The organism is Vibrio ostreae, assembly GCF_019226825.1.
Classification (GTDB): Bacteria; Pseudomonadota; Gammaproteobacteria; order Enterobacterales; family Vibrionaceae; genus Vibrio; species Vibrio ostreae.
The window spans coordinates 491,305-505,459 of sequence record NZ_CP076642.1 but is presented as its reverse complement, the minus strand read 5'-3'; the positions used below and the strand labels follow the sequence as shown (position 1 = coordinate 505,459).

The following is a 14,155-nucleotide window of genomic DNA, read 5'->3' as shown; positions in this document are numbered from 1 at the left end:
TTGAAAGGCAGTGCAAAAGTTTTAGAGCAAATTGAGAATTTATTTCATTCACTAGGAGATACAATATGTATACGGATTTTTTCAAAACTTTCACGGATCAAACTGAAAAAACATTAGAACCTTATGTGAAGTTCAACAAACTGGTTGCTAAAAACGTTGAAGTTCTGACTGAACTGCAACTGAACTCAATTCGCACTTACAGCGAGCTGGGTCTGGCGCAAATGAAAGCAGCCAGCGATGTTAAAGACGTGGCATCTATGACAGCGTTCAGCTCTCAACAATTGGGTGTGCTGACTAAACTGTCTCAACAAATGATGGACGACAGCACCAAGCTGCAGTCAGTTGCCAAAGAATTTAAAGAAGACATCGACAAACTTGCTTCAGAAAATCTTAAGTCAGTGACTCCTGCGTAACACTGTGCTTTGCGCCGCCTACGGGCGGCGTTTTTTCTGTTTTAAGGAGTAAGTTTATGTTTCAACATGCCTTTACAGACTACCTTGTGAAACTGCAGGAGGCCAACCATCGCTGGTGGCGGGATTTCGAAGTCAACAAGGAGGTCATGAATACCCCTCTTAATAAAGCGTTGCAGGAAGTCAACTGGGATGACACGGCGCAGCTGTTTGAGAAAGCAGCGCATCAACCTGCGGCGGTTTTGCAATTGCAAACTGAGTGGTGGGAGCAGCAGCTGAAAATCTGGCAGAACGTTGTTTTGGAAGGTAACCAAAAACAGGTGGTAGAAAGCGAGCAGGGCGATAAGCGCTTCGCGGACGAAACCTGGAAAACGGACCCATTTTTCAGCTTTATTAAGCAATCTTACCTGCTTTACAGTAAAAATTATCTGGACACGATCAACTCGGTGGACGGGCTGGATGAGAAGACCAAGGAACGCATCCTGTTTTTTGCTCGCCAGTCAATTAATGCCTTGTCTCCGAGTAATTTCATTGCGACTAACCCAGAGCTGCTGAAGCTGACCATCGAACAGAATGGCGAGAACCTGCTGAAGGGAATGGAGCTGCTGAAGGAAGACGTTGAGTCCAGTGCCGATATTCTTAAAATTCGCATGACCAACAACAATGCGTTCCGAGTCGGTCAAGACATCGCCAATACGCCGGGTGACGTGGTTTTTAAAAATGATCTGTTCGAGCTGATTCAATACAAACCGATGACAGAAACGGTCAACTCGACGCCGTTGCTGATCGTACCGCCTTTCATCAACAAGTATTACATTCTTGACCTGCGTGAGAAGAACTCACTGGTGCGTTGGCTGGTTGAACAGGGACATACTGTGTTTATGATGTCCTGGCGTAACCCGGGTCAGGCTCAGGCCGATGTGAACTTCGAAAACTATGTGTTGGATGGGGTAGTGAAAGCCGTGACTGCGGTTGAATCTATCACTGGCCAGGAACAAATTAATGCAGTGGGGTACTGTATTGGTGGTACGGTTCTGGCGACAACTATTGCGTACTATGCAGCGAAGCGCATGAAAAAGCGTATCAAATCAGCGAGCTTTTTCACGACCTTGCTTGATTTCTCGCAACCTGGCGAAGTGGGCGCATACATCAATGACACCATCATCAGTGCCATTGAAATGCAAAACAACGCCAAAGGTTATATGGACGGTCGTTCACTCAGTGTGACCTTCAGCCTGTTGCGTGAGAACAGCCTGTACTGGAATTACTATGTCGACAATTACCTAAAAGGCAGCAGTCCGGTCGATTTCGACTTACTGTACTGGAACAGCGACAGCACCAACGTTGCAGCTTCAACGCACAACTTTATGCTGCGTGAACTGTATCTGGAGAACAAACTGGTACAGGACAAAGGCGTGAAAGTTGGTGGCGTGTGGATTGATTTAGATAAAATCAAGATCCCGAGCTACTTTATCTCGGCAAAAGAGGACCACATTGCTCTTTGGCAGGGAACTTATCGCGGCGCGTTAAAAACGGGTGGCAATAAGGTGTTTGTGCTGGGTGAGTCAGGTCATATTGCCGGTATTGTTAATCATCCGGACAAAAACAAATATGGCTTCTGGACTAACGATACACTGGAAGAAACCGCTGAAGAGTGGCTGGAAAGTGCACAGCGTACCGAAGGCTCATGGTGGAAACACTGGGATGCGTGGCTGCAAACGTTCAGCAACAAAGAGAAAGTCGCGCCGTATGCAATGGGTAACGATGAGTATCCGGTTATCGACGTGGCACCTGGACAGTACGTTAAACAGGTACTGCCGGTTGTTGATGCTGAATAAATTTTCTTATCTGTTAAGCGCCATGACTCACCATCATGGCGCTTTTTTTCAACTGGCGGATGAGCCTGGCTGAGACGGCAATCGCTGACTTTTCCTGCATGATTGCCCGAATGCAAAAAACCGGCGCAATACGCCGATTTTGTATTTCCGAGGAAGCGCAAAGTCACCCGTTTTTGCTCCCCGGTTTTTTTGATTGCGTGTTTCTCCTGTGCAAAGTCAGGAGTGCGTGTCGTTACGTGTCTTTGTCTTTGGTTAGCGACAGTAACCACACACATACCACTGCGACGGCCGCAAAGCCACCCAGAATAATGACCGGCATGGCGCTATAGCCCAGGACATGCCAGATAACAGATTCTAATGTACTCATGGGTTGTACTCCTTACTGCCAACCTTCAACGCCATGCATATCCGGCAGGTTATGCGCTATGCCTTTGTGGCAATCGACACAGGTTTTTTCTCCTGAAGCCAGTGCGGTCGAGTGCTGCAGAGCACTGCGCTCGCTTTGCTCGGAAAAATCCATATATTCAAACTGATGGCAGTTACGGCATTCCAGCGAATCGTTCTTTTTCAGCCGCGCCCATTCCCGTTCCGCCAGGTGAGCCCGCCGGGCCTGGAATTTTTCCGGTGTATCTATGGTGCCGACAAAGTGGGCAAACAGTTCTTTTGATGCCTGGACTTTACGTACTATCTTATCCGTCCATTCATGTGGTACGTGACAGTCCGAACAGATAGCGCGCACGCCGGAACGGTTAGAATAGTGTATGGTTTCCTGGATTTCAGCCACGATAGGGGCATGGCATCCGGAGCAGAAAGCTTCTGAGTTCGTCGCTTCCATACCGGTATTGAATGCCCCCCAGAACAGAAGACCACCGGCAAAGCCCATAAACAGCACCACGCCAACCGCGGCTTTGCTCGGGCTTTTTAACCGTTGCCAAAACGCTTTGAGTAATTTCATACATTGCCTCTCAAATTAATACCAGGTTTGGTTAGCGGAGTGAGTCGACGCTTTCAAACTTGTTTTCTACCAAAGGTTTTGCATCAGCCTGAGGTACATGGCATTGCAGGCAGAAGTAACGTCGTGGCGACACATCTGCCAGGACAGCATCTTCACGGTTAACAAAGTGAGTTACACTGATTTTGGTTGCGCCCATTTCCTTGGCGTTTTTCCAGCTATGGCACGCCAGGCATTTGTTGGCGTTCAGCGAGACTTCATAGTTACGAATGTTATGTGGGATCAGCGGCGGCTGATAAACATAATCACTCTCCAGAGTATGTTCACGCGGGTACTTTTTCATATTATCTGCGGCACGAGTATCTTCCAGGAGAGTACTGCCACGCAATGACTCCAGTCCGCCAACACCACCCGGATTATCCAGTTCTGCCTGTGCTATACCTGCAATCAGCGTACAGAGTGTCATGAGTACCATGAGTAGTTTCTTCATCTTACATTCTCCGCCCAATGGCTTGAGTCTTTGAGCGGGCTGCGAGAGTGCAGCCCGGCATATTCTGTTGATGGCTTATGCCTGTCTTACTGGGTTGAGGCCACTTTGGTGATCTTAACCGGACATTTTTTAAAGTCTGTCTGTTTGGACAGCGGGTCCGTTGCATCCAGGATCAGTTTGTTGATCAGAATACGTGCATCGAAGAAAGGGACAAATACCAAACCCTGCGGCGGTTTATTGCGGCCACGAGTTTCAACTCTGGCACGTACTTCACCGCGTTTATTGCTGATCACAACTTCGTCACCACGGCGCAGACCACGTGCTTTGGCATCTTCATGGTGCATAAAACAGACAGCATCCGGAAATGCTTTGTACAGCTCGGGTACCCGGCGGGTCATGGTACCGGTGTGCCAGTGCTCCAGCACTCGGCCTGTACACAGCCATAAGTCAAATTCGGCATCCGGTACTTCAGGTGGTGCTTCGTACGGTGCTGAAATGATCAGCGCTTTACCATCCGGTTTACCGTAGAAATCCCAGCCGCTGCCTGGTTTGGCATAAGGGTCAGAGCCTTCTTTGAAGCGCCATAATGTTTCTTTTCCGTCAACAACCGGCCAACGCAGACCACGTACCTGATGATAGACATCGTACGGTGCTAAATCATGGCCGTGGCCGCGACCAAAAGTGGCATACTCTTCAAACAGGCCTTTCTGAACATAAAAGCCGAAATGGTGTGCGTCGTCATTGAGTTCGCGGGCTTCTTCGATAGCGAATTTGTCGACCTGACCATTGCGGAATAACATGTCATACATGGTTTTACCACGGTATTCTGGGGCTTGAGCCAGCAACTCTTGCGGCCAGATCTCTTCCATCTTGAAGCGTTTGGAAAATTCCATTACCTGCCACAGATCTGATTTGGCTTCACCGACGGTAGAGACCTGTTGGTACCAAGCCTGAGTACGGCGTTCTGCGTTGCCGTATGCCCCTTCTTTTTCTACCCACATCGCTGTTGGCAAAATCAGATCCGCGGCCTGAGCAGTTACTGTCGGATAAGGGTCTGAAACCACTATAAAGTTATCCGGATTACGGTAGCCAGGCAGGCGTTCACTATTGATATTCGGGCCTGCTTGCATGTTGTTATTGCACTGTACCCAGTAACAGTTAAGTACCCCGTCATTGAGCATGCGATCCTGCAAAACGGCATGAAAACCAGGTTTTGGCGGTATGGTTCCTTCCGGTAGCTTCCAGATTTTTTCCGCGATGGCACGGTGTTGCGGATTGGCAACCACCATGTCCGCCGGCAGGCGATGGGAAAACGTGCCTACTTCACGAGCGGTACCACAGGCTGAAGGTTGTCCGGTCAGTGAAAACGGGCTGTTACCCGGAGTTGAAATTTTACCGGTCAGTAAGTGCAGGTTGTAGACCAGACTTTGCATCCAAACCCCCCGGGTATGCTGGTTCATGCCCATGGTCCAGAGAGACATCACTTTGGTGTCAGGGTCAGCATATTGTTTCGCCAGCATGATCAGTTTTTCGACGCTGACGCCAGACATCTCAGAGGCTTTCTCAGCGCTGTATTCGGCCACGGACTGTTTGTATTGTTCGAAACTGATATCACTCATCGCGCCTGAGTTAGCGTTCTTCGCCTTTTGTTGCAGCGGGTGATTATCACGCAAGCCATAGCCGATGTCCGTGGTGGCTTGTTTGAAGTGAGTGTGTTTGTTGACGAAATCCCAGTTCACCGCATCATTTTGAATGATGTAGTTGGCAATGAAGTTGGCAATGGCGAGATCAGACTGCGGATGGAATATATAGCCGTGATCGGCCAGTTCAAACGAACGATGGTAATAAGTCGATAGTACGTTCACTTTCACATGCGGATGACTGAGGCGACGATCAGTAATGCGGGTCCAGAGAACCGGGTGCATCTCAGCCATGTTAGAACCCCACAGCACAAACACGTCTGCATTTTCAAAGTCATCGTAGCAGCCCATTGGTTCATCGATGCCGAAAGTACGCATAAAGCCGCCTACAGCCGAAGCCATACAGTGGCGGGCGTTGGGGTCGATGTTATTTGAGCGGAAACCGGCTTTCATCATTTTGGCCGCAGCGTAGCCTTCCATAACGGTCCATTGGCCGGAGCCAAACATGCCTACGCTGGTTGGTCCTTTCGCTTTCAGCGAGGCTTTCCATTTTTCAGCCATAACGTCAAATGCCTGATCCCAGGACACTGGCATAAAGTCACCGTCTTTACTGTATTCGCCGTCTTTCATGCGCAGTAACGGTTGTGTCAGGCGATCTTTGCCATACATGATTTTCGACAGGAAGTAGCCTTTGATACAGTTAAGCCCTTTATTAACCGGTGCTTCCGGATCTCCCTGAGTCGCCACGATACGGCCATTCTGAGTCCCGACCAGGACCGAGCAACCGGTTCCGCAAAAACGACAAGGCGCTTTGTCCCAGGTGATCTTAGTTTGGTCTGAACTGGCGATCAGATTGGTGGCAGTCGCTGGCAGTGTAATACCTGCCACTGCAGCAGCAGAAGCAGCTGCGTTTGCTTTTACAAACGCGCGTCTTGTCATTTTCATACGTCACCCTCAAATTGGGATTGTGGTTGTTCTGATTCGGTCGTGAATGAACTCTGATCCAGTGCGTCCAGATCCGTTTCGATCTGGTGGTAGACCAGTACTGCGCTGAGCACATTCGGTAAATTATTGATGGCATCAATGGTATCGGTCACGAAACCCTGATTTTCGGTCTCGAGAACCACCACAATTTTACCTTCCGGGCTGTCCCCGTAGATTTCGGCGTTATCGAACTGCTCGATCGCAGTCTTGACGCTCGCGAGATGTTGCGGGTGGGTATGTACCACCAAACTTGAAATATGCACTTCATTCAGCGACATAATGATCTCTTATCGTTATTCAATACGGGTAACTTTGATAGCGTCGGTCGGGCAAACTGACACACAAGCACCGCAGCCATTACATTCATCAGTGTTGATTACAGGCTGAGCCACTTTTCCTGCTGCCAGATGAAAATGAATCGCCATCACATCGCAACTGTCACCGCAACTGCGGCACTCGACGTTCTGGGTTGCCAGGCAGCGTTGGCTTATGGATGCTGTGGCCTGCCAGGGCGATTCAGACTGGGGCAGAAAAATGGGTGCAGGGCAGACTTCTGCACATTGGTAGCAAAAGGTGCACTCATCCAGAGCAAAATCGACGCTCGGAAATCCGCCGTCACCATGAACGATGATGTTCATTTCACATGCTGTAAGACACTGACCGCAGCGAGTACAAAGATCGGTCAAGACTTCTGCACTGATAATCCATGGCAGGCGAATTGCATCACTATCAACTAATTGACGAGTAAAGAGTCTTCGTTTAGAGAAGTCCACCACGCGAATTACCCAATGTTTTAAAGGTTATCAATTGAGTATGGCTCACAATTTCAGTTGATAAACTTCAATTATCCATACGCAAATTGTAGTTTTTGGCATAGTGGTATAAATACCCCTAAGGGGGTAAAGCGGAGTAGGCTTGTTTTAGATCAATAAATTCAGGCGCGTATCATCACATATTTGCAGCGCATTCCATTTTGCGCAGGAATAGCCGTGCAACGGCAGAGTAAAAAACAGCACGTCAGGGAGATATTTTTGGCGATACAAGTTGAGAAATCGGTCACTAGTACGATTGCGAAATCGATGTTGCTGATCGTACTGCTTTCAGTTCTGATCACCGGGTTTGCAATTATCACCCTGGCTTCATCGCTTAATGACGCGGAAGCGGTAAATGTTTCAGGCTCAATGCGGATGCAGAGTTATCGCCTTGCTTACGATATTCAGAGCGAGTCAGCCAGTTACATGCAACATATCGCTGCGTTCGAGCAGTCACTGAATGCACCGTCAATGCAGGCGGTACGTAACTGGAATGTTCCGGAGAATATCGCCCAGGATTACGAAGCATTGATCATGCGCTGGCAGATACTTAAAGCGCAGCTAACCGGAGATAATAAGCAAGAATATCTCCACCAGGTCGAAGACTTTGTCCGCCGTATCGACGGATTTGTCCTTAAATTACAACGATTTTCTGAACAGAAGCTGATTAATCTGGCTTGGGTTGGCGGGCTGGGCTTGGGCGGCGTATTGTTGATCTCACTGTTTGTTGTGCGTTACATCCGCAAAGAAGTCGTGCGCCCGTTACGTGCTCTGGTTATCGCCAGTGAACAAGTGCAGAATCGCGCCTTTGAGGTACAGCTCGATACCAACAGCCCTAACGAGCTGGGTATTCTTTCCGCTACATTCAATGTGATGGCGGGGGAGTTGGGTAAGCTGTATCGTGGTCTGGAACAGGCCGTGAATGAGAAAACCCATAAGCTGCAACGAGCCAATCAGTCGTTGGAGGTCCTGTATAACTCGGCCCAGCAGTTGACGGCAGCGCGGATTACCCAGGACAACTACCAGGCGATTCTGCGTCATATGGTCAGCATCCAGGGGGTAAATGGCGTTAAGATCGAGATTGAGCAGGAGGCTAGCAAGCCTCTGATGCTGCAGGAAGGACAAATTTGTGGTGAAAATGCCAATAGTCGCGAGTTGATTTTGGCGGGTCAGTCGCTGGGTCATCTGTACTGGGAAGCAGGATTACCTTGCCCGGACCAGGCACTGATCGAAAACTTCGCGCTGATGCTGGCCCGGGCAGTGTATTACAACCGGGCTCAGAAACAGGCCGAGCAGCTGCTGCTGATGGAAGAGCGGGCGACGATCGCGCGAGAGCTGCATGATTCTTTGGCGCAGTCTTTGTCTTATCTGAAAATTCAGGTCTCGCTGCTGAAACGGGTGATGGCTAAACTGGAGCAGAACCCGTACAGCTCACAAACTAACGATATCATCGGCGATATCGACCAGGGATTGTCCGGCGCATATACCCAGCTGCGTGAATTGCTGACCACGTTCCGCCTAACGATTAGGGAAGCAAACTTTGGTCAGGCGCTGGTGGATATGCTGGACCAACTGGCGGATCAGACACCGGCGCGGATAACGCTTAATAACAATTTGTCATCCATGGGGCTGGAGGCACATCAGCAGGTTCACTTGATGCAACTCATCCGTGAAGCGACCATGAATGCGATAAAACATGCGGACGCAACGCAAATTAACATCGATTGTAACGAACAGGACAATGAAGTGGTGGTTACCATCGAAGATGACGGCGTAGGGTTTGATCAGCAAGAAGCTAAACTCAACCATTACGGGATGAGTATTATGCAGGAAAGAGCTGGTCGTCTGAATGGCGAATTGCGCGTGGAAGCTTCGCCTGAACGCGGATGCAAAGTAACACTGACATATATGAGATCAAGGGATACACATGATGACGAAATGTAGAATAATGCTGGTGGATGATCATCCTTTGATGCGGCGCGGGATCAATCAGTTATTGAGCCTGGAAGATGAGTTCGAAGTCGTGACGGAAGCCTGCAATGGTAACGAAGCGATTGCTCTGGCTCATGAGTTTGATCCGGACATGATTCTGCTCGATCTGAATATGAAGGGATTATCCGGTTTGGATACTCTCAAAGCGCTGCGCGCTGATGGCTCCGGCGCCACGATTGTGATACTCACTGTATCCGACAGCGCTGCGGATATCGAAGCCATAGTGCGCGCCGGTGCCGATGGTTATCTGCTGAAAGATACGGAACCAGATGAGTTGATCGCCTTGCTCAAAGAGGCGATTGGGGGTAACAAGGCTTATAGTGACGTCGTCGCCAGATACTTGCTGGAGCGCAAAGATCAGCAAGATGTGTTTGATTCGCTGACTGAACGTGAAGCGCAGATCCTGGGTGAAGTCGCGAAAGGTTACCGCAATAAGCAGATTGCCGATCGTCTGTTTATTTCAGAATCGACGGTAAAAGTGCACATGAAGAGCCTGCTCAAAAAACTGCACGTGCCATCCCGCACTGCGGCGACAGTGCTTTATCTGGAGCGCTTTGGCGATATTGGCTGATACCCGGACGGAAGTTGCAGATCACCACAGGGTGACTGGCGAATGACGCCCTGTGATTTGTTTAGGTAGGATGCTAATTGAGGGATGTATCGATAATATCCAGTAGTGTTCGTGACTGCATAGAAATCGTGGCTGCACAGAAATCGTGACTGAATAGTAATCGTTAATCCGCGGGTGATGTCTGTTTGACTTCGAGACGATTTTTGTTATCACGGTTGGCCAGTACCTGCTGCTCGTGATCAATCACCAGGCTTGACTTAGCCAGACGGTCATAAAGCAGCACGTTGACCGTTGCCGCCAGGTTCATACAACCAACGGTTGGAACATAGACAACATGGTCGGCTTTATCAACCAGTTCCTGTGGCAGCGAACCATCTTCCGGGCCAAACAGATACATGGCTTTTTCCGGATGGATAAAGTTCGGTAACGCCGTTGCGCCCAAAGCCAGTTCAACACAGACAATTTTGACATCATCAGCCAGGTTGGCGGTGAGATCTTGCATCTCTGTCAGTTCAATATGCTGGCGTGCATTGTGAGTATCGGTCTGAAATTTGGCTGCGCGGCTGTAACGGGTGCCGTTAAAGCGTACCTGGGAAGCCTGGTAACAGCCGGCTGCACGCATCACGGCGCCTACGTTGGTCGGACTTTTCGGATTGTTCAGGCCAATAATGACGGTGGATTGGGTGGTCATGATTTCTCTCAGTAACAGGCGAGGCGCAAGTATATGACCACAGGCCAAAGAGCTCAAGGTGGTTAAGCTTTACTGTTTCGATGTGGGTTTGTCGAGTGAGAAGTTTGCAACAATATTGACGATAGGCGTACGTTTTAATCCCATCTTAGTCTGGTGTTAAGTACATCGTTTGACGCTTGTGTCAGCTTACGCCGAGCCGGGTAAAGCATCTGTCAACTGAGGTCTGTTACTCACCAAATAATCGGTTGATTGAACAACAAAGGGCGCATTGCTGCGCCCTTTGTCTTAACTATGTAAATACAGATGGTTATGCGTATTGAGCAACCACCTGATGCCAGCGGTTACGTTTTTCCAGCAACTCTGCTTTGACTTGCTGATAGCGAGCTTTAAGTACAGAGAGCTCGTAGCGCTGCGCTGCTGAATTCTTTTTGCTTTCCAGTAGCTGCTTTTTGACATCGTAGTAGTTATGTAACTCGGTTATAAAAGCGTCGAACTCACGCTGAATCGTCTCCACAATCGCATGCTGATTGGGTAGCTGAGTCACTTTACTGGTTGCGTACTTCAGGCTCATTTGGGCACGTGCTTTCTCAATTTTGATCGCAGGTGCGGTGCGCAGTTTAGTGGCCAGACCCAGCCAGGCACACAAGCGGATAATCCACTTGGTCGGGTCGTATTGCCACCAGTAAATACCGTTACGGTAGTCATTTTCAAAAATATGGTGATAGTTATGATAGCCCTCACCAAAGGTAAAGAAGGCAAGAATACCATTATCGCGCGCTGTATTACGGTCAGTAAAAGGCTGTTTACCCCAGATATGCGCCAGTGAATTAATAAAAAAGGTGGTGTGATGGTTGAGCACTAAACGCACCGCGCCAATCATCAGCAACATGCCCCACACATCGTTATAGATAAGGCCAAGCAGAATCGGCACACCAAGGTTCATGAGAATGGCGAGCGCAACGTAGTATTTGTGTTGCCACATCGCAATACCATCTTTCTGCAGATCACGGCAGTTGCTGTAATCGTCATAGGTTGCGGCATTGTAGCTGCGCAGCATCCACCCGATATGTGAAAACCAGAATCCGCGTTTAGCGGAATAGGGGTCTTTATCGTTCTGATCGACAAACTTGTGGTGTACCCGGTGATCGGACGCCCAGTGCAGAGCACTGTTTTGCAACGCGAATGCACCGCCCAGCGCGCAAATCAGGCGCACCAGCCAGTGAGCCTCAAATGCTTTGTGAGACCACAGGCGATGATAGCCAGTGGTGATCGACAGGTTGCAGAACGAAAAACAGACCACCAGCCAGATCCAGTGTTCCGCGCCGTAACCAAATTGCCAGCCATACCAGGGCGCAACGACCGTCGCCAGAATAAAGCTCACTGAAAATATTGTTATATTTAGCCAAATCAGAGGCGGTTTATTAGTCATTTACAGACCCTTAAGCTTACAAGTGTGCGCTAGAATATCAGCGAACTCTGTTATGTCAAATAGCATTAAATGAAATGTGACCAGAATGTTTTGCTTTTCTGCGCTAAATGCATAGTATGAAGGGGGTGAAAACCCATTACAGGAAGTAATAAGGACTAGTAAATGGAAATCAAAGTAGCAGAATATAGCGATTTTGAACGCATTGCAGTTTTGCATGCTCGTAGTTGGCAAATTAACTATGCAGGTATTCTGGAACAAGAATACCTGGATAATGAAGTGTTGGATGATCGCCGCCTTATCTGGCAGGCTCGATTGACGAACCCGCCTTTTAATCAGCATATTTTGTTGATTGAAGAGGCTGGATTACTGTGCGGATTTATCTGTGCATTTGGTAATCACGACTTTGAAAAAGGCACCAATATCGAATCTTTGCATGTTGACCCGGATTACAAAGGTCGCGGCTTGGGCTCAGTGCTGATTAAAGAGATGGCACAATGGCTGGAGAAATATTTCCCGGAGCAGGGGGTATATCTGGAAGTGGCGGAGCAAAATCAACCCGCGATTGATTTCTATGACCATATTGGTGGTGAACGTCTGGCTGAAAAAATGTGGCATGCACCGGGGGGGAGCGATCTGCCGGAGTGGATCTACAGCTGGAAAACGCCACAGGCGCTGATGCAGGCGGTTAACTAACCGCGCTCGTGTGGCATCAGGTCAAAGTGTACAGATTCTCAAAGCTAAAAGACGAAAGGGCCGACTGGCCCTTTTTTGTTGCGACTGTCTTTGTTGCAAGCCTCTGGTGCCGCTTAACGGGTACTCGCTCTATCCATTCAGCCGTAACGCTCAGCGAGTCTGAAATTCAGACACCGCGTCGTCCATCTGTTTGGCCTGCTGCGATACGCTGTCCACTTCACTTAGTACTTGCTGCGCGGAGCGTAAGTAGCGCGCGAGTTTAGATGCCATTTGCATCACCTGCAATAAGCAATAGAATGGCTAAATGTAACAATTGAAGCAACCACACACGAATCACTGTCATGTGAGATGGAGTTTTCATGAACTTAGAACGTTATAAAGGGCTGATCTTTGATATGGATGGCACCTTGATTGATACCATGCCTGCCCATATTGAAGCTTGGCGCACGACCGCTGAATTTTTTGACTTTCCTTTTGACGGGGATTGGCTGCACAGTATGGGCGGGATGCCAAGTTATAAAATCGTGGGTGAAATCAACCGAAAATTTGGTCTTGCGCTGGAGCCGATGGCGGTTGCTGAACACAAGATGCGGGCGTTTGCTGAGATTGACGACAGTGGCGCATTAATCGCAGATACTTACGCGGTATTTCAGGATTATCTGGGCAGTAAAAAAATCGCGATTGGTACCGGCAGCCAGCGTATCAGTGCCGAGAAGTTGCTGAACCGGGTTGGAGTGCTGGACAAACTCGATGCCGTAGTGACTGCCACTGAAGTTAAAAATCATAAACCGCATCCGGAAACCTTTTTGCGCGCCTGTGAACTGATTGGCCTGCAACCTAGTGAATGCGTGGTGTTTGAAGATACCCATTTAGGTAAGCAGGCAGCACATGCCGGTGGTATGGACTGTATTATGGTGACAGAGCAGGGCCTGCAATTTCATCCGTTACCGCAGTAATGCGTGCATGGTTATTTATCGCCGCGATTTGTGTTGTTACTGGAACGTACGATAAACAGAAAGAGCGGCCATTCGGCCGCCCTTATGATTTTGCTTTCCCACATCAAAGGGATTGAGCAGCGATTACTGAATTGCCAGCAGTTCGACTTCAAAAATTAAGGTTGCCGACGGTGGAATCGGGCCTGCGCCATTTTTACCGTACCCCAGGTTGGCCGGTACATACAGGCGCACTTTCTCACCTTCAGTCATCAGCTGCACACCTTCCTGCCAGCCTTTGATGACCTGATTCAGCCCAAACACGATTGGCTCGTTGCGCTGATAAGAGCTGTCAAACACAGTGCCGTCCAGCAGACGTCCTTCATAGTGAACTTTCACCCGGCTGTTCGCTTTCGGGTGCTCAGTGCCGATACCTGGTTTTAATACTTCGTATTGTAAGCCACTGTGGGTGGTAATGACGCCTGGTTTGTTGGCGTTTTCTGTCATAAATTCCTGACCCTGCTCGATATTCTGTTCCGCCGCTTTGTGGTTATTCCAACTGCGATAGATGAACAGACCCGCCAGTACAAACACAACCACAGGCAAAATAATTTTATACATAGTCTCAATACTCAGTTTACGTCAGGTTATACGACCAAATCTGGTTTTGCTGCGTAATCAGAATGCTCATCGGATATTTGCTATACAAAACCAAGCCTTG

At 48.9% G+C, this 14,155-nt stretch carries 15 protein-coding genes and 1 pseudogene; 6 read left to right on the top strand and 10 right to left on the bottom strand.

All coding sequences use genetic code 11. The annotated features are described in order from the left end of the window. Positions 1-65 precede the first annotated feature (65 nt). Positions 66-413 (top strand): phasin family protein, encoded by a 348-nt coding sequence (locus tag KNV97_RS02260; RefSeq protein ID WP_136487686.1) that lies wholly within the window; start codon positions 66-68, stop codon positions 411-413. 56 nt (positions 414-469) lie between these two features. Further along, complete coding sequence (locus KNV97_RS02255; protein WP_218562019.1) at positions 470-2,248, top strand: class I poly(R)-hydroxyalkanoic acid synthase; 1,779 nt, start codon at positions 470-472, stop codon at positions 2,246-2,248. A gap of 232 nt (positions 2,249-2,480) precedes the next feature. Here KNV97_RS02255 and KNV97_RS02250 read toward each other — a convergent pair whose 3' ends face one another. The 6 genes from KNV97_RS02250 to napF all read right to left on the bottom strand — a co-directional run bounded on the left by KNV97_RS02250 (position 2,481) and on the right by napF (position 7,090). Beyond that, a complete protein-coding gene (locus KNV97_RS02250; protein WP_218562018.1) occupies positions 2,481-2,615 on the bottom strand; it encodes a TIGR02808 family protein in 135 nt (44 codons plus the stop codon). Positions 2,616-2,627: 12 nt separating this feature from the next. Further along, positions 2,628-3,203, bottom strand: coding sequence for a NapC/NirT family cytochrome c (locus tag KNV97_RS02245; RefSeq protein ID WP_136487689.1), 576 nt, complete (start codon positions 3,201-3,203; stop codon positions 2,628-2,630). A 31-nt stretch (positions 3,204-3,234) separates the two neighbouring features. Beyond that, positions 3,235-3,690, bottom strand: coding sequence for a nitrate reductase cytochrome c-type subunit (locus KNV97_RS02240; RefSeq protein WP_136487690.1), 456 nt, complete (start codon positions 3,688-3,690; stop codon positions 3,235-3,237). An 86-nt stretch (positions 3,691-3,776) separates the two neighbouring features. Then, a complete protein-coding gene (gene napA / locus KNV97_RS02235; RefSeq protein ID WP_136487691.1) occupies positions 3,777-6,275 on the bottom strand; it encodes a periplasmic nitrate reductase subunit alpha in 2,499 nt (832 codons plus the stop codon). Continuing rightward, complete coding sequence (locus KNV97_RS02230) at positions 6,272-6,592, bottom strand: chaperone NapD (RefSeq protein ID WP_136487692.1); 321 nt, start codon at positions 6,590-6,592, stop codon at positions 6,272-6,274. The genes napA and KNV97_RS02230 overlap by 4 nt, the downstream gene beginning before the upstream one ends. Before the next feature lie 15 nt (positions 6,593-6,607). Beyond that, on the bottom strand, positions 6,608-7,090 hold the full coding sequence (napF, locus tag KNV97_RS02225; RefSeq protein WP_136487701.1) for a ferredoxin-type protein NapF: 483 nt from the start codon (positions 7,088-7,090) through the stop codon (positions 6,608-6,610). A gap of 255 nt (positions 7,091-7,345) precedes the next feature. Here napF and narQ point away from each other — a divergent pair, with 255 nt between their 5' ends. Together narQ and KNV97_RS02215 are read left to right on the top strand one after the other, a co-directional pair. Continuing rightward, a complete protein-coding gene (gene narQ, locus KNV97_RS02220) occupies positions 7,346-9,070 on the top strand; it encodes a nitrate/nitrite two-component system sensor histidine kinase NarQ (RefSeq protein WP_218562017.1) in 1,725 nt (574 codons plus the stop codon). Then, positions 9,057-9,689, top strand: coding sequence for a response regulator (locus KNV97_RS02215; protein ID WP_136487702.1), 633 nt, complete (start codon positions 9,057-9,059; stop codon positions 9,687-9,689). Before narQ ends, KNV97_RS02215 begins: the two co-directional genes overlap by 14 nt. Before the next feature lie 163 nt (positions 9,690-9,852). Here KNV97_RS02215 and KNV97_RS02210 read toward each other — a convergent pair whose 3' ends face one another. Continuing rightward, positions 9,853-10,380 carry an RNA methyltransferase gene (locus KNV97_RS02210; RefSeq protein ID WP_218562016.1) on the bottom strand — a complete coding sequence of 176 codons (528 nt, stop codon included), beginning with the start codon at positions 10,378-10,380 and terminating at the stop codon, positions 9,853-9,855. 307 nt (positions 10,381-10,687) lie between these two features. Beyond that, positions 10,688-11,809 (bottom strand): acyl-CoA desaturase, encoded by a 1,122-nt coding sequence (locus tag KNV97_RS02205; RefSeq protein WP_136487695.1) that lies wholly within the window; start codon positions 11,807-11,809, stop codon positions 10,688-10,690. Positions 11,810-11,971: 162 nt separating this feature from the next. Here KNV97_RS02205 and KNV97_RS02200 point away from each other — a divergent pair, with 162 nt between their 5' ends. Continuing rightward, entirely contained in the window at positions 11,972-12,502 is a 531-nt protein-coding gene (locus KNV97_RS02200) for a GNAT family N-acetyltransferase (protein ID WP_136487696.1), read from the top strand. A gap of 150 nt (positions 12,503-12,652) precedes the next feature. Here KNV97_RS02200 and KNV97_RS02195 read toward each other — a convergent pair. Then, positions 12,653-12,748, bottom strand: a pseudogene (locus KNV97_RS02195) (methyl-accepting chemotaxis protein); the annotation flags it as partial. Between the two features lie 113 nt (positions 12,749-12,861). Here KNV97_RS02195 and KNV97_RS02190 point away from each other — a divergent pair. Continuing rightward, the gene (locus tag KNV97_RS02190; protein WP_218562015.1) at positions 12,862-13,458 is read left to right on the top strand and encodes a beta-phosphoglucomutase family hydrolase; all 597 of its coding nucleotides are present in this window, start codon (positions 12,862-12,864) and stop codon (positions 13,456-13,458) included. 123 nt (positions 13,459-13,581) lie between these two features. On the opposite strand, the gene KNV97_RS02185 is transcribed toward KNV97_RS02190, so the two are convergent. Beyond that, positions 13,582-14,055 carry an FKBP-type peptidyl-prolyl cis-trans isomerase gene (locus KNV97_RS02185; RefSeq protein WP_218562014.1) on the bottom strand — a complete coding sequence of 158 codons (474 nt, stop codon included), beginning with the start codon at positions 14,053-14,055 and terminating at the stop codon, positions 13,582-13,584. Between the last annotated feature and the right edge of the window lie 100 nt (positions 14,056-14,155).